The sequence below is a fragment of the Nocardia sp. NPDC049220 genome (assembly GCF_040647855.1).
Taxonomy (GTDB): Bacteria; Actinomycetota; Actinomycetes; order Mycobacteriales; family Mycobacteriaceae; genus Nocardia.
Genome location: NZ_JBEZDA010000002.1, coordinates 843,393 through 864,249, shown reverse-complemented (window position 1 = coordinate 864,249; position 20,857 = coordinate 843,393). Strand labels below are relative to the sequence as shown.

Annotated in this window: 21 protein-coding genes; 9 read left to right on the top strand and 12 right to left on the bottom strand. The window is 65.8% G+C overall.

Going from position 1 to position 20,857, the window contains the following annotated elements; all coding sequences use genetic code 11:
* Nucleotides 1-39 precede the first annotated feature (39 nt).
* The 5 genes from AB0C34_RS11030 to AB0C34_RS11010 are packed head-to-tail and all read left to right on the top strand — an operon-like array spanning nucleotide 40 to nucleotide 4,220.
* A complete protein-coding gene (locus tag AB0C34_RS11030; protein WP_357069836.1) occupies nucleotides 40-1,113 on the top strand; it encodes an ROK family protein in 1,074 nt (357 codons plus the stop codon).
* Entirely contained in the window at nucleotides 1,110-2,258 is a 1,149-nt protein-coding gene (locus tag AB0C34_RS11025) for an amidohydrolase family protein (protein WP_357069834.1), read from the top strand. Before AB0C34_RS11030 ends, AB0C34_RS11025 begins: the two co-directional genes overlap by 4 nt.
* Complete coding sequence (locus AB0C34_RS11020) at nucleotides 2,255-3,208, top strand: 1-phosphofructokinase family hexose kinase (protein WP_357069832.1); 954 nt, start codon at nucleotides 2,255-2,257, stop codon at nucleotides 3,206-3,208. The genes AB0C34_RS11025 and AB0C34_RS11020 overlap by 4 nt, the downstream gene beginning before the upstream one ends.
* Nucleotides 3,205-3,405, top strand: a complete 201-nt coding sequence (locus AB0C34_RS11015) for a hypothetical protein (RefSeq protein WP_357069830.1) — start codon at nucleotides 3,205-3,207, stop codon at nucleotides 3,403-3,405. The genes AB0C34_RS11020 and AB0C34_RS11015 overlap by 4 nt, the downstream gene beginning before the upstream one ends.
* Nucleotides 3,396-4,220: a class II fructose-bisphosphate aldolase gene (locus AB0C34_RS11010; RefSeq protein ID WP_357069828.1), complete on the top strand. Its 825-nt coding sequence runs from the start codon at nucleotides 3,396-3,398 to the stop codon at nucleotides 4,218-4,220. Before AB0C34_RS11015 ends, AB0C34_RS11010 begins: the two co-directional genes overlap by 10 nt.
* Nucleotides 4,221-4,560: 340 nt before the next feature.
* On the opposite strand, the gene AB0C34_RS11005 is transcribed toward AB0C34_RS11010, so the two are convergent.
* Together AB0C34_RS11005 and AB0C34_RS11000 are read right to left on the bottom strand one after the other, a co-directional pair.
* Nucleotides 4,561-4,758: a DUF397 domain-containing protein gene (locus AB0C34_RS11005; protein ID WP_357069826.1), complete on the bottom strand. Its 198-nt coding sequence runs from the start codon at nucleotides 4,756-4,758 to the stop codon at nucleotides 4,561-4,563.
* Nucleotides 4,755-5,636: a helix-turn-helix transcriptional regulator gene (locus AB0C34_RS11000; protein ID WP_357069824.1), complete on the bottom strand. Its 882-nt coding sequence runs from the start codon at nucleotides 5,634-5,636 to the stop codon at nucleotides 4,755-4,757. Before AB0C34_RS11000 ends, AB0C34_RS11005 begins: the two co-directional genes overlap by 4 nt.
* A gap of 190 nt (nucleotides 5,637-5,826) precedes the next feature.
* On the opposite strand from AB0C34_RS11000, the gene AB0C34_RS10995 reads away from it, so the two are divergent.
* Both AB0C34_RS10995 and AB0C34_RS10990 read left to right on the top strand, forming a co-directional pair.
* Nucleotides 5,827-6,129, top strand: coding sequence for a hypothetical protein (locus AB0C34_RS10995; RefSeq protein ID WP_357069823.1), 303 nt, complete (start codon nucleotides 5,827-5,829; stop codon nucleotides 6,127-6,129).
* Nucleotides 6,126-6,623, top strand: a complete 498-nt coding sequence (locus AB0C34_RS10990; RefSeq protein WP_357069821.1) for a DUF4254 domain-containing protein — start codon at nucleotides 6,126-6,128, stop codon at nucleotides 6,621-6,623. Before AB0C34_RS10995 ends, AB0C34_RS10990 begins: the two co-directional genes overlap by 4 nt.
* A 307-nt stretch (nucleotides 6,624-6,930) precedes the next feature.
* Here AB0C34_RS10990 and AB0C34_RS10985 read toward each other — a convergent pair whose 3' ends face one another.
* The 6 genes from AB0C34_RS10985 to AB0C34_RS10960 form a co-directional block, all read right to left on the bottom strand.
* Entirely contained in the window at nucleotides 6,931-7,221 is a 291-nt protein-coding gene (locus AB0C34_RS10985) for a DUF3349 domain-containing protein (protein ID WP_357069819.1), read from the bottom strand.
* Between the two features lie 17 nt (nucleotides 7,222-7,238).
* Nucleotides 7,239-7,574 carry a DUF3349 domain-containing protein gene (locus AB0C34_RS10980; RefSeq protein ID WP_357069817.1) on the bottom strand — a complete coding sequence of 112 codons (336 nt, stop codon included), beginning with the start codon at nucleotides 7,572-7,574 and terminating at the stop codon, nucleotides 7,239-7,241.
* 10 nt (nucleotides 7,575-7,584) lie between these two features.
* Complete coding sequence (locus tag AB0C34_RS10975; RefSeq protein WP_357069815.1) at nucleotides 7,585-7,869, bottom strand: hypothetical protein; 285 nt, start codon at nucleotides 7,867-7,869, stop codon at nucleotides 7,585-7,587.
* A 12-nt stretch (nucleotides 7,870-7,881) separates the two neighbouring features.
* Nucleotides 7,882-9,117, bottom strand: a complete 1,236-nt coding sequence (locus tag AB0C34_RS10970) for an inorganic phosphate transporter (protein WP_357069813.1) — start codon at nucleotides 9,115-9,117, stop codon at nucleotides 7,882-7,884.
* Between the two features lie 91 nt (nucleotides 9,118-9,208).
* Nucleotides 9,209-10,465, bottom strand: a complete 1,257-nt coding sequence (locus AB0C34_RS10965) for a lipase family protein (RefSeq protein ID WP_357070139.1) — start codon at nucleotides 10,463-10,465, stop codon at nucleotides 9,209-9,211.
* Nucleotides 10,466-10,616: 151 nt separating this feature from the next.
* Nucleotides 10,617-12,128 carry an ATP-dependent DNA ligase gene (locus tag AB0C34_RS10960; protein ID WP_357069811.1) on the bottom strand — a complete coding sequence of 504 codons (1,512 nt, stop codon included), beginning with the start codon at nucleotides 12,126-12,128 and terminating at the stop codon, nucleotides 10,617-10,619.
* Nucleotides 12,129-12,221: 93 nt separating this feature from the next.
* Here AB0C34_RS10960 and ramB point away from each other — a divergent pair, with 93 nt between their 5' ends.
* Together ramB and AB0C34_RS10950 are read left to right on the top strand one after the other, a co-directional pair.
* Nucleotides 12,222-13,628, top strand: coding sequence for an acetate metabolism transcriptional regulator RamB (gene ramB / locus AB0C34_RS10955; protein WP_357069809.1), 1,407 nt, complete (start codon nucleotides 12,222-12,224; stop codon nucleotides 13,626-13,628).
* Between the two features lie 220 nt (nucleotides 13,629-13,848).
* Nucleotides 13,849-14,736, top strand: coding sequence for a TetR/AcrR family transcriptional regulator (locus tag AB0C34_RS10950; RefSeq protein ID WP_357069807.1), 888 nt, complete (start codon nucleotides 13,849-13,851; stop codon nucleotides 14,734-14,736).
* A gap of 544 nt (nucleotides 14,737-15,280) precedes the next feature.
* On the opposite strand, the gene AB0C34_RS10945 is transcribed toward AB0C34_RS10950, so the two are convergent.
* From AB0C34_RS10945 to AB0C34_RS10930, 4 genes are all read right to left on the bottom strand, one after another.
* Nucleotides 15,281-15,865: a hypothetical protein gene (locus tag AB0C34_RS10945; RefSeq protein ID WP_357069805.1), complete on the bottom strand. Its 585-nt coding sequence runs from the start codon at nucleotides 15,863-15,865 to the stop codon at nucleotides 15,281-15,283.
* Between the two features lie 342 nt (nucleotides 15,866-16,207).
* Complete coding sequence (locus AB0C34_RS10940; RefSeq protein WP_357069803.1) at nucleotides 16,208-17,158, bottom strand: hypothetical protein; 951 nt, start codon at nucleotides 17,156-17,158, stop codon at nucleotides 16,208-16,210.
* A gap of 234 nt (nucleotides 17,159-17,392) precedes the next feature.
* Nucleotides 17,393-19,222, bottom strand: coding sequence for an acyl-CoA dehydrogenase (locus tag AB0C34_RS10935; protein ID WP_357069802.1), 1,830 nt, complete (start codon nucleotides 19,220-19,222; stop codon nucleotides 17,393-17,395).
* A gap of 639 nt (nucleotides 19,223-19,861) precedes the next feature.
* The gene (locus AB0C34_RS10930) at nucleotides 19,862-20,740 is read right to left on the bottom strand and encodes an NERD domain-containing protein (RefSeq protein WP_357069800.1); all 879 of its coding nucleotides are present in this window, start codon (nucleotides 20,738-20,740) and stop codon (nucleotides 19,862-19,864) included.
* Between the last annotated feature and the right edge of the window lie 117 nt (nucleotides 20,741-20,857).

Genomic DNA, 20,857 nt, shown 5'->3' with positions numbered 1-20,857 from the left:
GCTGCCGTGCGGTTCATGACGGGAGCTACTGTGCCGAGCATGGGAACCCCACCGCTGGAGCCGCCGACCCCCTCCGGCACGATCAGATCCGACTCGCCCAGCCCGGCCGATCTCATGCACGGCGCCAACCAGACGAACGCGATGTCCACGACAACACCGGGTACGGCCGCGACAGCGTCGCGACCGGTCGTGCCACTGCCCGACGACGCGTTGGCGCTCGGCCTGGATGTCGGTGGGACCACCATCAAAGGCGAGATCACGGATATCTCGGGCACAGTGCTCGCGACGGGAACCGTCGCCACCCCGTGGGGCGAGGCCGCCTTCGACGCGATGGCCGAACTCGGTGATCGATTGCTCGCCGAACTGTCCGGAGTACAGCGCCGCCTGGTCGGCCGCGCGGCAGTGGTGCTGCCCGGCCTTGTCGATACCGCGAACTCGATCGCGGTGTTCAGCAGCAACGTCGGATGGCGCGATGTGCACCTCGGCGATCGGTTCACCCGACGCTGGGACATCCCGGTCCTACTCGAACACGATGTCACCGTTGCGGGCTGGGCCGAATCGCGGTTCGGGGCCGGCAGCGGACACGACAACGTGTGCGTGCTCATTCTCGGCACCGGCATCTCCGGCACGCTCACCGTGGGCGGGCGACTCGTGCGCAGCCATTACGGGCAAGTAGGCGAGTACGGTCACGTGCCGGTCCGGCGGGCGGACGGAGTGCCCTGCCCCTGCGGCAATATCGGCTGCGTGGAGACCGTGGCGTCCGGTGCGGCGATGTCACGCACCTACACTCGTCGCACCGGGCGCGAAATATCCGGCGCCGCGGAAATTTTCGCGTTGATCGCTTCCGATCCGGACGCGGCGGCCGTGGTCGAGGACGCCGTGGACGCCTTGGCCGACGGCCTGGTCGGCATGGTGCACGCCACCTGTCCCGAACTGATCGTCCTCGGCGGTGGGCTCGCCGGGGCAGGCGCCGCTCTCACCGAGCCGCTACACCGAGCATTGACCGATCGGCTACGCCTGGTTCCCGCACCGCGAGTCGTGCTCGGCGAGTACGGTGTCCGCGCGGGTCTGGCGGGCGCCGCGCTGTTCGCACGACAGGGGACTCTCGAGTGACGCCGACGATTCGTGGGCGCATCGTGTCGACGAGTTCGATGCTGGACGACGGCGTGGTATCGATAGCCGGCGAGCGCATCACTGCGGTGCGGTCGTTCGCGCAATGGCGCGCCGCGCATCCGGATGCACCGGAGCCGCCGTTCGCTGGAATCGTGCTGCCCGGGCTGGTGGACATTCACAATCACGGCGGATTCGGGTATCGGTTCGACACCGTGGACCGTGCGCACGCGCGGGCCGCAGCACAGGCCCACCACGCCCATGGGTCGACCACCGTGGTGGCGGGCGTGGTCACCGCGGCCGCGGCGGACATGGTGGCGCAAACCGCCGTACTGCGGGAATTGGCCGAGGAAGGGGTGCTCGGCGGCATTCACCTCGAGGGTCCCTTCTTGTCGGAGGCCCGGTGCGGGGCGCAAGATCCGCAGTTTCTACGCGACCCCGACCTCGAGCTGACGAACCGACTTGTGTCCGCCGCGGGCGCACAGCTGCGCGTGATGACAATGGCACCGGAACTACCCGGCTATGCCGCTGTCGCACGCCGACTGGCCGACCACGACGTGGTGGTCGCGCTGGGCCACAGCGACGCCGATTACGCGTCGTTCCGAAAGGCATTGCGTCCCCATGGCTTCGGCAGTCTGGTCACGCACTTGGCGAATGGGATGGCGCCGCTGCACCACCGCGATCCCGGTCCGGTCGGCGCGAGTCTGGTCGCGGCGGCGGAAGGGCACGCATTCGTGGAATTGATCGGTGACGGCGTGCACGTCGATCCCGGCTTCGCCGCGCTCGCGTTCGCGACCGCGCCGGGGCGGGTCGCGTTGGTCACCGATGCCATGCAGGCGGCGGGGCTCGCGGACGGCGAGTACCAGCTCGGCCCGCGGTCGGTCACGGTGCGCGACGGGGTGGCCCGAATCGCCAACGGTTCGATCGCCGGCGGCGTCAGCACACTGTTGCAGTGCGTGGCGCGAGCAGTACACGATTCCGGTGTTCCGCTGCGGACCGCGGTGGCGGCCGCCACCTCGACCCCCGCCACGGCGCTCGGACTGGCCGATGTCGGTGACCTACAGGCCGAGTATTTCGCCGACGTAGTGACCGTCGATGACAGTCTCCGGTTGCGCCGGGTGCTCAGACGTGGACAGTGGGTGTCGTGATCCTTACCGTGACAATGAATCCCGCGTACGACATGACCTACCGGGTCGAACGGTTCGAACGCGGACAGGCCCACCGGGTCCGTTCGGTGGAGCAGCGCATCGGCGGCAAGGGCATCAACGTGACCAGAGTGCTCAATCAGCTCGGCAAATACGCCAGGGCGACCGGGTTCTCCGACTACGCCTTCGCAGCCGCCGCCGAGTTGGAAATGCCGGTCGACTTCGTGCACGCACTGCCCTGGGTGCGCCGTACGGTGGTGATCAGTGAGTCCGAGGACGGCACCGCCACCGCTCTGTGGGAGCCGGGCGCTCGCGTGTCCAATCCGCATGCCGCCGAACAGTTGGCGGTGCGCGTCGCAGGTCTGCTGCCCGATATCGATGGCCTGGTCATCTCCGGATCTTTACCCGGCGGCATCGAACCCTCGCTTCCCGCCGAGATCGCGCGGACCGCGATCGCGGCCGATGTGCCCACCATCTGCGATGTCGACGGCGAGGCATTGCGCTTGGCCACCGAGGTGCCGGGGATCGTGCTCATGCCGAACGGGACGGAACTGCGGCGTCTCACCGGCATGACACCGAAGACCGAGCATGAGGTCGTGGCCGCCGCCTATCCGCTCATCGATCGCGGTGTGCGCGCGGTCATCGCCACGCGCGGCGCGGAAGGCATGGTCCTGGTCACCGCCGATGGCGCCTGGTCGGCCGTCCTACCTGAGCCGCTCGCCGGAAATCCCACCGGTGCGGGTGATTCCGCCACCGCCGCGGTAATCGCCGCCCTCTCCGAGGAACCCGACCCGGACTGGCCCGCCATCCTCACCGACGCGGTCGCCACCTCCGCGGCCTCCGTCGTCATCCCGGTCGCCGGCGAGTTCGATCGATGCCTGCGCGCCAACGTCGCTCCCACGGTCCGAGTCGAGCAATTGGACCTCCCGACCCCGCAGGACACCGCACCATGATCGCCGACAGCGCCGAGGCGATCGGTGCGCGCCGTCGTCCCCGCGGCCGGGCCGGTGGCGGGCGCACCCGAGACATCGAATCCGATTACACCGCACCCGATGACCGCCCTCGAATCACTCCCTTTCAGGGCGTCCGCGGCAAGCATGGCGATCCCACCGAAGCCGAGCGGCCGAGGAGCCGCGCGCTATGCCACTGACCGCGGTTCCCGATCTGATCGAAACAGCGCGCCCGGGTGGGCTCGGTGCGTTCAACGTGATCACCCTGGAACATGCCGAGGCTATTGCGGCGGCCGCGGAGTCGACGCACAAGCCGGTGGTATTGCAGCTCTCGGAGAACACGGTGAACTACCACGGTGGCATCGCCCCGCTCGCGCTGGCCTGCCTGCACATCGCCGCCGAAAGCCGCGCCGCCGTCGCCGTCCATCTCGACCATGCCACCACATTCGAATTGATCAGCACTGCAGTCGATCTCGGCATCCAATCGGTCATGTACGACGGTTCGACCCTCGACTACGCGAACAACGTCACGGCTACCGCCGCCATCGCCCGCTGGTGCCATGATCGCGACGTGCATATCGAGGCCGAACTCGGCGAGGTCGGCGGCAAAGACGGCGCCCACGCCCTCGGCGTTCGCACCGATCCCGACGAGGCCGCCGAATTCGTGACCGCCACCGGCATCGACGCCCTGGCGGTCGCCGTAGGTTCCTCGCATGCGATGCACACCCGCACCGCGGAACTCGACAACGACCTGATATCCCGCCTGGCGGCGAGCGTTCCGGTTCCGCTGGTCCTGCACGGGTCTTCCGGCGTCCCCGACAAGGGCCTGCGCGCCGCCGTCGACCACGGCATGCGCAAAATAAACATCGCCACCCGCCTCAACGTGCTGATGACCGCCGCCATCGGCACCACCCTCGCCGACAACCCCACCCTGTCCGACCCCCGCGAATACCTCGGCCCCGCACGATCTGCCATCCAGTCGGAAGTCGAGCGTTTCCTGCGCCTCCTCGCCTGAGGCGAGGCATCCGACGTGACGAGGGAGCCTGCTCCGATTCACCGTGGTATTCGCCATGAAGCGCAGCAAGCGCTGGTCTTCTCGTCTCGCCACAGCCAGGTCATCCGGTGGCCGGTTGCGGCCGGCGGCGCGAGCGAGGGAGTCAGCGCCGCCGGCCGGCGGGAGGTGGATCAGGGCAGTTGTCCACCGGTAGTGCAGTCGGAGCCGATCGCTTCGCACCGACGGAGCCAGCCTCGCCCGCCCACCTGAGTAAGCGTTTCAACCACGCTGAGAGTCAGCTGGGAACCGCCGGGACCGCGACCGGTGGAGCGGCGACCGCCGGGGGCGAAGCGGAGTCCGGCTACGAAAACTCAGCCGCCCGAATGGCCGTCGTGAATGCCGACCACTGGGTCGACGTGACCATCAGAACCGGCCGGATTGCGGGAAGGCTGGCAAACTTACTGTCACGGACGAGGACCCGCTCACCGTCGAAGCACACCTCGACGCAGGTCTGGCTGTCATTGGAGTACGAGGATTTGAACCAACCGGCGCTGCTCACCCGGTCGACTGTAATCCAGCCGCGGTCTCCCGGATCAGTGCCAAGGACTCGGCCCGAGGCAGCGCCGCCGACCGCGCTCGCTCGAAGACGAAACCCAAGTCACGCACTGTGGTGTCCTTTCGGCTGTCACCATCAACCATGATCTGGCCGAATACCGCCGATTCGTGCCAGGCCAGCGTCGGCAACCGAGGGCTGGCGAAATCCAGCAAATGGTAAGTGGCGCTTGCCGGAACACTGTCCGCGACCGTGAACGGGATGACCCGCACGTCGAGAGAGGCCGGTTGCGATTCCAGGAGATCGGCCAGGTGGAGAAGTTGTCGCCGCAGCACGCCGGGACCGCCTATCTGCTGACGCAGCGCGGCTTCACCGATCACCGCCCGCAGTGCGACCGGACTGTCGCCCACCAACCTTTGCTGCCGGTGAAGTCTCGCGTCGACACGCTGATCGACCTCGATCGCCGGTACTGTCGCTCCCGCCGAGAGCATCAGTGCCCGAATGAACTCCTCGCCTTGCAGAAGGCCCGGCATCATGACGCTTTCGTAGGTTCGGATCGATTCCGCTCCCCACTCCATTCCGTAGTAGCGCAGGATCTCCTCACCGAACAACGCCGAATATCGGCTCCACCAGCCACGTCCTTTGGCAGTCTCACGCAGCGCGAGCAATTCGCGCTGTTCACTCGGATCGATCTCGAGGATGTCGAGCAACTGTTCGAGTTTGGCCTTCGGAAGCAAGTTGCGCTCGTTCTCGATATGCGACCAGTACGCGGCCGATACCTCGAGCGCCCTGGTGAGCGAAGCGGCGCCGATCCCCAACTCCAGCCGTCGCTGCCGAAGCCGAAGTGCCAGCTCCCAACGCGCAACCGCAGGTGATGGGGCCATGCCTCGCACAATACCGCCGCCGACAACGACGACAGGCGACAGGCGACAGGCGACAGTGACGACCAGCCGAGAAAGACGCGGCGCACTTCACTTCCATATCTTGACTTGTATACTTTACAATATTCGAGTTCGACTGTCGCACATCACAAGCGGGGGCTCCGCGGCCCGCTCGACGGATCGGGGGGTTCTGGTGTCGGTGCACGTCATCGACCGGGCTTGGATGGTCAGTGATCGGACGCCGCATCAGGCCCGGCGAGTCAGTGAAGACGCATGGGTGGTGTCGTATCTGCGCGGTCGGATGTTGACCACCGAGCAAGCGACGGCGGCGATCCAAGCGGCCGAGGCGGTTTCACTGATGCAAGAGCTCGCCAGCCGGATGGGGCTCACCGCGCTGGAGGCCTTCGGCTTGGCCGTGATCGAAACACCGTGGAATACCGGGCCGTCCCCACGGCGGCACCGATTTCCGCGACCAGGTGGGCGGCATCGTCGATGACTTCGGCTCGCGCTCGCCGTCCGGAAAACCATACGATCCAGGGGGTCACCGCAGTGGAACCGCTGCCGTCCAAAGAACGTGTCTTGCAAGCCTGTCGCGTCGCGCCACACGGCGACCATCCGGTCCTGGAGTCCGCGCACCTACTCGCCGTGCTGCACGGGCGACGGCTGCACACCGAGTCGGTCGAGCGCAACGATATCGACCAGCAACGAGCGCGAATCGTTCTGAGTATCGACCGTTGGATCGCCACCGAGGTGCCACTCCCGCATGGCGGCGCTCATATGCACACCGAAACCGTGGGAACGGTGGTCGACCGCCTCGCCCAATTCTCGCGGAGCGCGCACGAACTCCTCACGGTCGCACCCGAATGGGCCGTCCACGACGCGTGGGAACGTCTCGCCGAACTCGCACTCGGTTACGAAGACCTCGCCTATGAAGTCTCAGTGGGTCTGCGCCGGCTCCCGTATCTGAGCGGACCCCGACGTCACCGATGAACCGCAGGGCAGGACGAGCCGAGTACACCGTGGGACTACGTCCCGCCACCTACGCCCGGCCGCGCAGTTCGTCGTATGGGTAGGCCGCGACGGCGATATACCGATCACGCGCTGCACCGGTCGGTGTTCGAAAAGCAGGGGCGTGCATGGTCAACAATGTCGGTCAGGTGCTGCGAGATGCGCTTACCTTCAGCAAAAGCGCATTGGTAGACGGCGCCACCATGATTCAGAGGGTGTACCGGAGTCCGCTCCGTCTGGTTCGCGACATATCGACGGGGTGAGCCAGGAAGGCACTACTCCGCCTGAACTAATCCTCGGTCGGGTCCGGCCAGGCGTGGGTTTCCAGACGAGTGCGCACGCGAGTCACATCCGCTTCGGACGGCATGCTGTTGGTGATCCTGGTGATCATCACCTGGATGTCGATCTTGTCGGTGTGCAGGTCGCCGGACCCGGCCAACTCGGTGGCGATCCGAGCGACCTCCTGGTCGGAGAGACGGCGGCGTAGCAGGGCCAGCAGCGGAATGTAGTCGGATTCCGGGACACCGTCCGGATATCCGGCCCGCAGCCATTCGATGATGGCGTTCAGGAAAGGTGGCATCGGCCGACGCTTTTCGTTCAGTCGGAGTCGGCGGAAAGCGCGGCCAGTGGCCAGCCGCCCGCCGCCAGACGGGAAGCGACGCGAGCGATGTCGCGGTCGTTCGGTTGCTCCTTCACAAACCGGCCGATCGCCGCCTCGATGTCCGCGTGGGTGAACATGCTGTCGGGGTTCGACACCACCATTTTTTCGGCGATCGCCACCACCTCGTAGTCGGTAAGGTGGCGGTGCAGCACCGCGAACACGGCGACATAGTCCGCGTGCGGAATCCCCTGCGGGTAGCCGGCGCGCAGCCAGCCGACGATCTTGCCGAGCAGGGTCCACCGTAACTGCGCGGGTTTCACTTGGTCGGTCACTCTTCGCCTCTCATACATATCCGAACAGATGTATGCCGAACCTGGCCGCGATGAATGCCCGTGCGGTGTAGAGAATGCCGGCGACGATCACTGCCACCACCAGCACGAGGCACACCAGCGCGACCGCCAGCGCCGGGTAGTTGCGCCGCACCCCGCCGCCGTCCGCGCCGACCGCTTCCGATGCCGACCAGGCCCGCACACCGATCGCGAAAATCGTCGGCAGCCCTGCCCCGAGCAGCAGCCCAACCGCCGTCACCTTCCACAGCGCATTCAGATTCGTGACGAGTATGTGCACGTCGTCGCCCTCCTAGACCTGTGCCGAACGAGACGTCGAGCCGGATTCCTTCGACTGCCCACCCTCGACCGGTTCTTTCGCACGCCCCGGCGTATCAGGTGCGGCACTCGGCGTATCGGTCGGCCACTCGTTGACGTTTCCGGTGTGCACCGGATTGCGCCGCGACCGGAGATACATCAGAGCCGACAGCGTGATCAGGATGCCGAACACCACGAGCACGCCGGCCAGCCCACCGATGAAATACGCGATAGTCCAGCAGATCGCTCCCGCGACGCCGGCCAGCGGCAGGGTGAGCAGCCATGCGACCACCATCCGCCCCATCACGCTCCACCGCACCTCGGCGCCCTTGCCGAGCCCGGTACCGAGGACCGCGCCGGTGGCGGTCTGTGTGGTCGACAACGGCAGGCCGAGAGCGGAGGAGGTGAGAATAATCGCCGCTGACGCGGATTCTGCGGCGAGACCCTGTGGCGAATCGATTTCGACCAGCCCCTTGCCCAAGGTCCGGATAATCCGCCATCCCCCGAGGTAAGTACCCGCCGCGATGGCGACAGCACACGCGGCCATCACCCACAGCGGCATCTCGTCGTTCTTGGTGAGGGTCCCGTGCGCGACGAGCGCGAGGAAGATCACGCCCATCGTCTTCTGCGCGTCGTTGGTGCCGTGCGCCAGGGAGACCAGCGAGGCGGAGCCGATCTGGCCCCAGCGGAAGCCTTCGGTGACCTTGCCCTGGTCGGAGTTACGGACAATCCGGTAAATCAACCAGGTTCCGGACGCCGAGACAAGCGCGGCGACGACCGGAGACAGAACGGCTGGAAGAATGATCTTGATGATCACACCGTCCGCGCCGGACGCCCAGATCACACCGCTCCAGCCGAGCGCGGCGAGCGTCGCGCCGATCAGACCGCCGAACAGCGCGTGGGAGGAACTCGACGGCAGGCCGAACAGCCAGGTCAGCAGATTCCATAAGATGCCGCCGACCAGTCCGGCGAACACGATGATCAACAACGCGTGGCCCGACACCGCATCGAGACGGACGATGCCCTTCGCCACGGTGGCCGCGACTGCCACCGACAGAAAGGCACCGACCAGGTTCAACACCGCCGACAGCGCGACTGCGGCACGCGGCTTGAGCGCACCGGTGGCGATCGACGTCGCCATGGCATTGGCGGTGTCATGGAAGCCATTGGTGAAATCGAATGCGAGTGCCGTGACGATCACGATCAGGAGAACCAGTAATTCGGCGGTCACGCTTCTAGTGTGCGGTACCGGCCGACATCATGGGCATGCGGTTGCTGTCAGTTGCGCGTCCGAGATGCGATAGCGTGGATGTTGTCCTATCTCAGCCGAATCGCGTGCATCCCGGTGTGACCGGCCTGCCCGCGAAGCGATCATCGATCCAGGCATTCGCATCGGGAATGCCACTGGAACTGGCGATGAAGTGTTCACCGGGATACACCTTGAATTCGACCGGTGTCCCGCCACCACACCACTGCGCGTACAGGTTCTCGGCCCCGGCTATCGGCACCCACTGATCATGCGTGGCGTGGTAGAGGAACACCGGCACATTCGGCGCGGTCGCACCGAGGCGATTGGCGGTGAGGATCTCCCTGACCATCGGCAACTCGGTGGGCGCGCCGACATCGGTGAGCGCCTGCACCGGGATCGGCGCGACGAGGCCGATGAACTCCTCCGCCGGCATACATATGTCTTTACCGATCTGGGCCAAGCGCCAGCCGTTGTCGTTCATCAGATCGAGCATTTCCGGATACTCCCGCGCCAGCCCGAGCGTCGCGGCCAGAAAGACCCCGCCGGCGGCGTTGCGGCCGTTCATGGTGTCCAGCAGCATGCCGAAGTCGGCGGGGACGCCGCCGAACGCCGCGCCGACGAGATTCACCTCGGGCGCGTACTCCGATGCCAGTTCAGCAGCCCACCCGGTGGCAATGGCGCCACCGGAGTAGCCCGTCACCACCGTCGGCGCGTCGGGACGCAATCCGAGTTCTGGCGCACGGATCACGGCCTTGATCGCGTCGAGCACCGCGTGACCGGCCATGCGGCCCGCGCCGTAGGCCTGTCGTGGGCCTTGGTGGTCCGGAACGACCACGGCGTAACCCTTGGAAAGGGGAATCTGCGCGGCCCACAGCATGGTGGATACTTCCGATTTCAGTTCATAGGACGGCGCGCATTTGTGCCCGAGCGAGTCGATCGCGGCGTCGAACGACAGCAGCGGGCGCGGACCGGGTCCGGGCCACGGCGCGGTCGGCATGAGCAGCGTCGCGACCACTGGCGCCGGGCGGCCCTTGGCATCGGTGGACCGGATCAGCAGTTCGGTCGAGACCAGCGGAAAGAGGGTCAGACCGGTGCCGCTCGGGCGGGTGGCAAGAACAGTTCCCGTCCGCCTGCCTTCGAAGTCCGGCGGCGGCGTGTAGAACGGATCACCCAACGGGGTCGGCAGAATTCCGAGGTATTCGCGTGACGGCGAAAGAAATTGCTCGACCGGATTCGCCTGAGCCGATGTCCCGGACACAGCACTGACCGCAAGGGCACCGACGAGCGCCGATACCCCGAGGTAACGCACGCGAAGCAGCCACCGCACCATCGCACCCACTTGCTGATCCCTGTCCGTCCCGAGGAAAGAACATTGCCGAACCACCACAGGTGTCGAGTATCCGACGGGCTCATACTGACAGCGCGCACCGATTTCGCACGCCACACACGCCGACGTCGGGCCGATGAATCATTCCTTACGATCACGGCAGCAGTGAACGCACCGCATCGATGGTGTCGGCCTCGGCGGGATCCTTGTCCGGCCGATAGCGCACCACTCGGGCGAATCGCAGCGCCACACCACCGGGATAGCGCGGGCTGACCTGGACCCCGTCCAGAGCGATCTCGACGACGAGTTCCGGCCGCAGATACATGGTGGATTGGTCGCGAGATCGCTCGTGGCGCGGGAATTCGGCTGTCTGCCACCGCAGCAGCGCGTCGGTGAGGCCCTTGAAAGTCTTGCCGACCATCACCGGATCGCCGGTTTCCGGGTCGCGCGCGCCCAGATGCAGATTCGACAAATATCCGGCGCGGCGACCATAACCCCACTCCGCGCCGAGCACGATCAGATCGAGGGTGTGGGTCGGCTTGATCTTCTGCCAGGTTCGCCCACGCCTACCCGCCGCATACGGCGCGGTCAGCGACTTGATCATGACACCTTCATGCCCGGCTGCGAGCGCACCGTCGAAGTATTCCGCGGCAACCTCGGCATCCGGCGCGATCAGCGCGGGAATGCTGTGCGCACCGGCCACCGTCGTGAGCGCGGCGCGGCGCTCGGACAGTGGGGCATCGAGCAGGTCCCGGCCGTCCAGGTACAGACAGTCGAAGAAGTACGGATGCAACAACAACTCCCGGGTAGAACTCACCTCGGCGAACCGACTCATGGTCTCTTGGAACGGGCGTGGCCGCCCGGAGTCGGTGAGCGCGAGCGTTTCTCCGTCCAGTACCACGCTCGTACAGTCCAGCCCCGCGACCAAGTCCACCAGTTCCGGCACACCCGCGGTGATCTCGCGCAGCGTCCTGGTGAACACCCGCACCTGGTCACCATTCCGATGCACCTGGATGCGGGCGCCGTCCATTTTGTGCTCGACGCTCACCGCCCCGTCGAATTCGGCCAGCGCTTCATCGAGCGACGCGCCGGGCGAGGCGAGCATGGGCTGGATCGGACGACCGACTTCCAACCGGAACTCGGCCAATGCCTCGGCTCCGCCGGTGAGTGCGGCTTCGGCGGTGACCGGCAGCTGACCGGAGAGCATGTAGGCCCTGCGCACCAGATCCGGCGGTACGTCGGCGGCAGCGGCCACGGCTTCGGCGACGATCGCGACCAGTGCGCCCTGACGTAGCTCCCCGGTGAGTAGGCGCAGCAGAAAGCCCTGTTCATCGTGGGTCGCGGCAGACCAGAGTGCCGCGAGCTGTTCTTTGCGACGAGCCGTCGATCCGGGACCGGAGGTTTCAGCGAGATCGCCCAGCGCGGAATCAACCGCCGAAACCGTCAGCGTCGCAACGACTGCCGACGCGCCGTCCAGCACGGCAAGCGTGCGCCAGCCCGCCCCGATCCGCCCCTGCGGCAGTTCGCCGGATAGCCAGGCGACCACCGGCGCCAGTTCCCCCGGTGCGGCCGACGTCAGTAACCGGGCCAACGTGGCGATCTTCGTCTTGCGCGACCTCGTCGCACGAACGGTCCCCGAGACCTCGACCACATCCGAGAACAACACCTGTCGACGGTAACCCGAGGGTGTGACACATTGCTCGGATCAGCTGCTAATTCCCCATTGGCGAGTGTGCAAAAGCCGCCATAAACTGGGCGTATGGCCAAGACTTACGTCGGTGCGCGGCTGCGCCAGCTGCGCACCGAACGAGGGCTGAGCCAGGTCTCGCTCGCTCAGAAGCTGGAGATCTCGGCGAGCTACCTCAACCAGATCGAACACGACGTACGCCCGCTCACCGTGCCGGTACTACTGAAGATCAGCGAGGTGTTCGGCGTCGACGCGACGTTCTTCTCCACCCAGGACGACACCCGGCTCATCGCCGAACTCCAGGAGGTCGTGATGGACCAGGAGTTGGGCATCGAGGCCGACACCCAAGAGATCGCGGACATGGTCTCCGCGCACCCGAGCATGGCCCGAGCGCTGGTCAATATGCACAACCGCTACCGCAACACCTCCGCACAACTGGCCGCCGCCACCGAGGACCGATTCGCCGACGGCGCGGGCAGCGCGGCGATCAGCAAGCCGCACGAGGAAGTGCGCGACTACTTCTACCAGCGGCAGAACTACATCCACGAATTGGACACAGCCGCGGAGGAACTCACCGCACGCATCCGATTCCACGGTGGCGATGTGCACAGCGAGATCGCCAGGGTACTGCGCGCGCACGACGTGCGGATCGTCGAACGCATCGACCTCGGCGAGGGCGTGCTGCACCGCTACGACCCGCAGACCCAGTACCTGGAGATCGCACCGCACCTCTCTGGCGGGCAGCGCACCTTCAAGCTGGCCGCCGAGCTGGCCTATTTCGAGTGCGGCACGCTGCTGGAAAGGCTGGTCGAGGAGGGAAATTTCGCGTCCGACGACGCCCGTAAACTGGCCATGCTCGGCTTGGCGAACTACTTCGCCGCGGCGACGGTGCTGCCGTATACGCATTTCCACGAGGTCGCCGAGGATTTCCGCTACGACATCGAGCGGCTGTCGGCGTTCTTCACCCAAAGTTATGAGACCATCTGCCACCGGCTGTCCACCCTGCAGCGGCCGACACTGCGTGGCGTGCCGTTCTCCTTCGTCCGGGTCGACCGTGCGGGCAATATGTCGAAGCGTCAGTCCGCCACCGGTTTCCACTTCTCCTCGAGCGGCGGCACGTGCCCGCTGTGGAACGTCTATGAGACCTTCGCCTACCCCGGCAAGATCATGACGCAGATCGCCCAGATGCCCGACGGCCGCAAGTACCTGTGGGTGGCCCGTACGGTGGAGCGCCGCGCCACCCGCTTCGGCCAGCCGAGTAAGACGTTCGCTATCGGCCTCGGCTGCGAACTGCGACACGCGGGCCGCGTGATCTACGCCGACGGCATCGATCTCGACGAAGTGCAGGCGACGCCAATCGGCGCGGGATGCCGGGTCTGCGAGCGCGCCAACTGTCCGCAACGCGCGTTTCCGCCGCTGGGCAAGGTTCTCGACATCAGCGAGCACCGGAGTTCGGTGTCGCCGTACGTGCTGAAGTAGCGGCCGCGCGACCATGACCGGGAGCGCGCCCGCGCGGCGCGAGTAGTTCACCAGAGCCCTCGACCACGCCGGTCGATTCGACACCGCTGTACGCCCCGACCAGCACCGCCATGGCGTACTGAACGCCGATCCGGTCAACAGGGCTGCCCGCGCGGGACGAACCTGCAAAACCAACTAGTTGGTTTATGGAGATGGTAGAGTATAGACCATGGTGGCCACCATGAGACGTAGCGACGCGACCAAGCAGGCCCTCCTGCGTGCCGCGCGCGACGAATTCGCGCGGTATGGCCTGGCCGGCGCACGAGTAGACCGCATCGCGGAAGCGGCGGGCGTGAACAAAGAGCGCATCTATGGCCTGTTCGGCAGCAAAGACAAGCTGTTCGACGTCATCCTCCTCGAGGCCATGCGCGAATTCCGCGAGGTGGTCGAGCCAATGGCCGACACCGAACCCGGCGCCTACGTCGGCAAGCTGTTCGACTATCACCGGCACAACCCGCAACTGTTACGGCTGTTGCTCTGGGAGGCGCTGCACCGTGGTGCGGACGTGCACGATATCGACGGATGGCACGCCGAGCACCATGTGCGCACATTCGACCCTGCCCAAGCGCAATTCGATGTCGACTCCGGTCGCGCGGGCCGCCTACTGCTCGCACTGTGCGGACTGGCCAACTGGTCGCACGCGGTGCCGCAGACCACCCAACTGCTGCTCGGTGCGGCCGCCGCGCAGGACAAGGACGCCACCCGCGAGTTCATGATGGAATTCGCGCGGGCTGCACTGCACCGCGACGCGCCTGCGGACGAGGGTCGAGCACCGCTCCCGGAAGCCGGACTGATCAAGGACTTGACCAGAGACGACATGTCCGTGGTGGACCAGGCGGCGCACCGTCTTCGGGATGCTCGAGCGGCCGCCGAATCGGCCCGCACCGAACTCGCCGACGCCCTGCGCACCGCACACGCGGCCGGCGCCAGCGCCAACCAACTCTCCCGACAAGTCTCGGGCATCCTCTCCCGGCCTGTCGTCCTCAGACTTCTCGCACCCCCGACGTCTGACCTGCCCTCGACTATGCCGAACCCCCTTCGGCCGGTGGATGGACATCATCGACAGTAACGACGCGAGTGCGGGACACCCCCTGGCCACGGCACACATGCCTGTGCTGCGATCTCAGCCGGTCGGAACGACTTCGACAGTCATTCAGGGACAGGTCGTGCCAGAAGGCCCACTCCTCGCCCATTCGCCGCATGACTTTCGACGAACTTTGCGGCCACACCCCCGGACGCTGTCTCGTCCAGGTCCCTGGGTGTCCAGTGCGTTGATCACGAATGTTCGCGGTGTCGACCGGAAGTAGCCTCGGGGGATGTCTGAGGATGATTTCGAGATCAGATTGACGCGGGATCAAGCGTTGGTGTTGTCCGACTGGCTCGACCGCATGATGGGTACGGCAGAGTTCGACGGTCTTGTGAGCTAGGAGCGTGCGGTGTGGTCGCCGCTGCATCGGATCGCCGGGACGCTGGACACATCGCTGTCGGAGATCTTCATGCCGGACTACTCCGCCCGTCTGGATTCCGCTCGAGAACGGCTACTGAGCATGCTTGGCGAGGCCAGTCGGCCGGTGGACGAGCCTGGAGGAGAACCGCCGCCATCAACGACAAGTTCAGAAACCTTCGGGGTGCTGGGACAGCCAACCCGCGTGCCGGTGCATGAGCGTGTCACGTTCGGCGGCAGTGCGCAGCAAAACATCCGTGCCGCCGTCGTAGGGATGGTGAATCCGCTCCAAGGCCAGGTCAGCGATCATGACCCCTGCGGTGGCGTCGTCGGCTACGGCGCGCAGAAGGTCATCTACAGCGCCGTGCTGCCAGGGGACCCGGCTGACGAACAGGTGGGTGTAGGAGATGAACTCGGCGTCGGTCTCGGTCGGGTCATTGCAGACCGAGGTCCAGTAGCGGGCATCGGGATGCCACTGTGCGTGGTCATCGGGTCGTGCGCCCGGCTCAGGACGGTTGGACCAGTCGGAGGTGATGAGGTAGATCTCTTGCCCGGTGAACAACTCGTCCAGGACCGTGTTGTACCGGTCGAGCACGATGCCGTACTCGTCAGCAGTTTCTGGGTAGCGCTTCGACCGAGGCAGGCTATGGAACCGCACCCATCGATCCCGATAGGCATGCTTCAGCTCATCAGCCAACGGGGGACACCGCGGCCACCGTCGTTGCCAGAGTCCCAACAGATCGTCGCTACGCATCCGATCACAGTATCCGCAGGTGAGTGCGTTGACCACGGACTTTTGCTGGTCAAGCGGCGGTCGTGTGAGTTCGTGGCCGGCCCCAGCGTTGCTGGCGTTCGCCGCGGACGCGGGCGCGTTCTCGGCGTTGCGCTGCAACGGATGTCAGGATGGCCGGCGTTGGTGTTGCGCCAGCGCGGGTAGCCCTACGGTCGAACAGGTTCCGCCACAAACCACCCCACACAATCGAAAGCATTCACCGTCAACAGGGGAGCAATCCGCGCGCACACCGCCGGATTCCCAGCGGCGTGTCACCCAACCCGGCGAACATTCGTGGTCAACGCACTAGACGCGTTCCGGGCTCTAATTCGGGTCCGGGCCCGTCTGCCCAGGTTTCGCTTGCCCGGGTTTGGCTTGCTCAGCAGAGGCTTGCTCAGGTTTGGTTTGCTTAGCAGCAGACGCTTGCTCAGGTTCGGTTTGCCCAGCAGCGGCTTGCTCCGGGTCGGCCTGGTCGGTGCGAGGCGTAGTGCCGTTGTCGGGTTCCGACGATTCCGACCCGGTAGCGGTGGGGAAACGCCACTGCCAGCGAACAGATCCGTTCGGAAGCCCACGAACCCACTGCGTGAGAGCAACCAGAGCCGATACCGCCGCGAACACGAGTGCAAGCCACGCCTCAGTGGTCAGAGTGCCGGTAGGCCATGCGTACTGCCGGGCTCCGGGTATCGGGTAGCTGCCGTTGCCGGAGGCCCAGCGAATGATCAGGCCGATCTGAGTGCCCATATCCCGGTGGCTGCCGGACGAGACCATCCCCCGGAGTGCTTCCAATTTACTGTTGATGTCGACCAGCGCCATGACGACAAAAATTGTCACGGCCACCGTAGCACCTGTTGCCACGCGAGAAAGCAGCTCGGTGCGTGCTTGAAGATTGATCACCACGGCGAAGACGGTGACAGCGATGGCGACGGAGGCAAGGACAGCCCAGGTGCCATTGACCTTCGTGGGCGTCGGTGGCGCCCCTGACCAGAGCGACGTGAGGGTTGTGTTGACTCGAAGTCTGCCGAAGGCGTTGGTGGCGATCTTGCCGTCGGGGCCGTTACCGACGCCCCATGGCTTGAACAGCAAGTAGAAGACGACAATATTTCCGGCTGCGGCGCACAGATAAGCCCAGTCCTTCCGGAACGACGCCGGCAGCGGCGGCACTGAAGCCAGAACCTGCGCGATGTCGATCTGGCGTCGCGCGGCACGGCCTCTTTCCCGGCTGGGGAGGGCCTGCCGGTCGCTCTTGCCTGCTTGCCAGGGAGTTGGCTGCACCATCGTCCAAGTTTAGGGGCTCGACAAGGCCAGTACTCGACCTGAACTTACCTCTCGTGGGAAGCTTGCGCGGCGCTACTGTGCATCGACTCTACTCGAGATTGCCGATCGGTACTCATTTCGTGCGTTGGACACCATGCGGCGGCCGGTCTTGCCTTCTGATCGGCCTTTCCGAATGGTTTGGCGGCCGGATCTCCCACGTGTATCGCCCGGATGCCGCGTCTGGCCGGTGCGGTACTAGAACGACGACTCGTCGAGGTTCATGATGTCGTTGTCGAGCGCGGCGATGATCCGTGCGACCGCGGTCAGTTGCGGCAGCACGTTCTTCGCGAAGAAACCCGCGACAGCGACCTTTCCAGCATAGAAAGCGCGGTCCCGGTCCGATACATCGGCCGCGAGCGCCGCGGCCGCGGTCTCCGCCTGCACCAGCAGCCGCCAGCCGATGAGCAGGTCGCCGACCGCGAGCAGGAAGCGCACCGAGCCCAGGCCGACTTTGTACAGCTCGGCGGGTGTCTGCTGCCCGGCCATCAGGAAGCCGGTGAGTGTGGCCGTCATCGCCTGGACATCCGCCTCGGCGGTGCGCAGCAGCGCACGCTCGGTCTCGAACCGACCGGTCTTCGCGTCCAGGAACGCCGCGATCTGTCGGTTGAGGTGGCCGAGCGCCACACCGTTGTCACGAATAATCTTGCGGAAGAAGAAATCCTGCGCCTGGATGGCGGTGGTGCCCTCGTACAGTGAGTCGATCTTCGCGTCCCGGATGTACTGCTCGATCGGGTAATCCTGCAGGTAGCCCGAACCGCCGAGGGTCTGTAGCGATTCGGTCAGGCACTGGTAGGACCGTTCCGAGCCCACGCCCTTGACGATCGGTAGCAGCAAGTCGCCCACCCGGTGGGCCAGTTCGGCGTCGGCACCCGAAACCAGTTGCGCCACATCAGCGTTCTGATGGGCGGCGGTGTACAGGTACACCGCCCGCAACCCCTCGGCATACGCCTTCTGCAGGGCGAGTGAACGCCGAACATCGGGGTGCTGGGCGATGGTCACCCGGGGTGCGGCTTTGTCGGTCATCTGGGTGAGATCCGCGCCCTGTACGCGGTTCTTCGCGTAATCGAGCGCGTTCAGATAACCGGTCGACAGGGTGCCCGACGATTTGACCCCGACCATCATCCGGGCGTTCTCGATCACTTGGAACATCTGGGCGATGCCGTTGTGCACGTCCCCAACCAACCAGCCCTTGGCGGGCAGGTCCGTGCCGCCGAATGTCATCTCACAGGTGGGCGAGGACTTCAGGCCCATCTTGTGCTCGACCCCGGTGACGTAGACACCGTTGCGGGCGCCGAGTTCCAACGTCTCGTGGTCGAACAGGAACTTCGGGACGTAGAACAGCGAAAGACCCTTGGTGCCGGGACCGGCGCCCTCGGGCCTGGCCAGCACCAGATGAAAGACGTTCTCGGCGGTATCGCCGACCTCGGCGCCGGAGATGAAGCGCTTCACGCCTTCGAGATGCCAGGAACCGTCCTGCTGTTCGATGGCCTTGGTGCGGCCCGCGCCGACGTCCGAGCCGGCGTCCGGCTCGGTCAGCACCATGGTGCCCTGCCAGCCCTTCTCGTAACCGAGGGTGGCCCAGTGCCGCTGCAGCGGTGTGCCGACGTTGTACAACACCGAGGACATCACGCTGCCCATGGCGAAGAAGGACGCCGAGGGATTGGCGCAGGTGATCATCTCGCCGACCGCCCACACCACGGCCGCGGGGGCGGGCGTGCCGCCCATGCCCGCCGGCATGCCGAGACGACCCCAGTCCGCCTCGCGCACGGCAGCTATCGTTCGACGGAGCGGCTCCGGAACCGAGATCGCGCATGTGGTCGCGTCGTAGACCACCGGGTCGCGGTCCGCGGCGGCGAACGATGCCGCGACCGGGCCCTCCGCCAGCCGCTTCACCTCGGACAGAATCGCGCGGACGGTGTCGGAATCCAGGTCACCGTAGGCGCCGGTATCCAGCAGCTTGTCCAGTTCCAGCACCTCGAACAGGTTGAACTCGAGATCACGCAGGTTCGCCTTGTAGTGCCCCACCTCGTCCTCCTCGACTCACAGCCCCGGGCCCGCCGCCGGGGGATCGGGCGGTTCTGACGTCGTACAAATCGAAGAGTGCCGTACCGCGGCGACGCTACGCAACCGTAAGGAAGACGCCGCTGGTCAACGGGTCCACATCGACCTCACCATGATTAACCAGCAGATAACCGAAAGGTTCACACAGGCGAAACACTCGACGTCTGTTCCGCACCGGGGGACATTCCGGTGCAACAACTTCTGCCTACCCCGGATCACGAATACAGCCGATGTACGCAGCGCGCGTCTTCCGCCGTAACCGCGTGGAACAGCGAGATATTCGATATGGCCAACCGGGGGCCGCCGCGCCACTTGAAGAGGAGAATGCCTTCACTTGGATCTCGAATTTCCGTGCCACGCAACGATATCGCGCACTCGCATGGTCAAGGCGTTGACGTTACCGGCCTCGGTCTCACTTGCCATCATGTTGCTGTCTGCCTGTGACGCGAAGGAAGACGCCTCCTGTGTCGCCCCGTCCGGCGCGATCGACGCCGCGCCGGACCGGCTGATCGCTGATATCGACGCGGCACGGGCGCACCCGCTCGCGCGTGCCCAGTCAGCGCCGCGCCTGGCCGAGCTGGGACGCGCCGCGCGGAATCGAGGTCAGCAGTTCGGCTGGAATGGCCAGCAGTCGGTGGGGTGGTACGGCGGCGGCGAGGGCGTCGGACTCGTCGTGCCGGCGTCGCCCGCTGGGGCCGGCTGTGCCGGATCGTGGGCCAGCGCGGTCGCGATCACGCCGAGCACGATCACCATGCCGACGATGGCGACGGCGACCACCGCCCAGCCCGTGTATGCCTGTTGCTTCGTCGAGACACCCGGGGTGGGCTCGGTCCGCGGTTTCGGTTGGCGAGCAATAGTTTTCGTCGGCTCCGGGATCTTCTCCTCGAAGCCGGAGTCGAGTAACTCGGCGCGGGACGGCGCCAGATCGGCGAGGCCGAGCGCATCGCACGCACCGATCACCCGATCCGCGGTCCAGCTGCGCGGTCCCGCCGAGAACCCTTCCAAGTAGATGCGCAGTTCGGTCGCGTCCGCGACGTTGCCGACGACGACGTCCAGACCGGGTCGAAGATTGGTGCGCGCTGGGCGCACCACCGCACCGCGGAACGGAACGAGCACGACCGCGCCGCAGATATGCCCCGGATCTTGCAGGGCCCGCTGGAGCATGTGCTTCACCGCGTAGATACCGTGTTCCACGCGATCGGACGGACTTCCGGAACCTTCGCCATCGAGGTCCACCACGGCGTCGCCGATCTTCCACGGCCCCTCGACGGGCGTGCTCAAGACACCGCTCTGCCTACGCAGGAACCCGTGCACCTCGAGCACGGTGAGTCCGCGGGGCGTCCAGACCGCCGCGTCGATCCGCCGGTTGTCCGCCTCGACGTCGATCATGGCGAGACCGGTCGTCGGATACGACCGTAGGCACGCGACGAATTCCCGCTCGGCGCCGGAAAGTTGCGCTCCGGGCCTGATCCTCACCAACATCTGTTCCCCTACCGACCTGTTACGCACTCCTGGAGCACGGGCATCCCACTGCGACCGCACCGCCCCGTATCGGTACTGATGATGACGGGGTACCCCGGCGAAAACCACTGGAAAGCA

Excerpts from the sequence above, each read along its gene's own strand:
- ramB (WP_357069809.1), top strand. The coding sequence starts at position 12,222 with ATGGCCAAGACTTACGTCGGTGCGCGGCTGCGCCAGCTGCGCACCGAA.
- AB0C34_RS10945 (WP_357069805.1), bottom strand. The coding sequence starts at position 15,865 with ATGCGTAGCGACGATCTGTTGGGACTCTGGCAACGACGGTGGCCGCGG.
- AB0C34_RS10950 (WP_357069807.1), top strand. The coding sequence starts at position 13,849 with ATGAGACGTAGCGACGCGACCAAGCAGGCCCTCCTGCGTGCCGCGCGC.
- AB0C34_RS11015 (WP_357069830.1), top strand. The coding sequence starts at position 3,205 with ATGATCGCCGACAGCGCCGAGGCGATCGGTGCGCGCCGTCGTCCCCGC.
- AB0C34_RS10965 (WP_357070139.1), bottom strand. The coding sequence starts at position 10,465 with ATGGTGCGGTGGCTGCTTCGCGTGCGTTACCTCGGGGTATCGGCGCTC.
- AB0C34_RS11000 (WP_357069824.1), bottom strand. The coding sequence starts at position 5,636 with ATGGCCCCATCACCTGCGGTTGCGCGTTGGGAGCTGGCACTTCGGCTT.
- AB0C34_RS10940 (WP_357069803.1), bottom strand. The coding sequence starts at position 17,158 with ATGGTGCAGCCAACTCCCTGGCAAGCAGGCAAGAGCGACCGGCAGGCC.
- AB0C34_RS11010 (WP_357069828.1), top strand. The coding sequence starts at position 3,396 with ATGCCACTGACCGCGGTTCCCGATCTGATCGAAACAGCGCGCCCGGGT.
- AB0C34_RS10930 (WP_357069800.1), bottom strand. The coding sequence starts at position 20,740 with ATGTTGGTGAGGATCAGGCCCGGAGCGCAACTTTCCGGCGCCGAGCGG.
- AB0C34_RS10985 (WP_357069819.1), bottom strand. The coding sequence starts at position 7,221 with ATGCCACCTTTCCTGAACGCCATCATCGAATGGCTGCGGGCCGGATAT.
- AB0C34_RS10990 (WP_357069821.1), top strand. The coding sequence starts at position 6,126 with ATGACTTCGGCTCGCGCTCGCCGTCCGGAAAACCATACGATCCAGGGG.
- AB0C34_RS11030 (WP_357069836.1), top strand. The coding sequence starts at position 40 with ATGGGAACCCCACCGCTGGAGCCGCCGACCCCCTCCGGCACGATCAGA.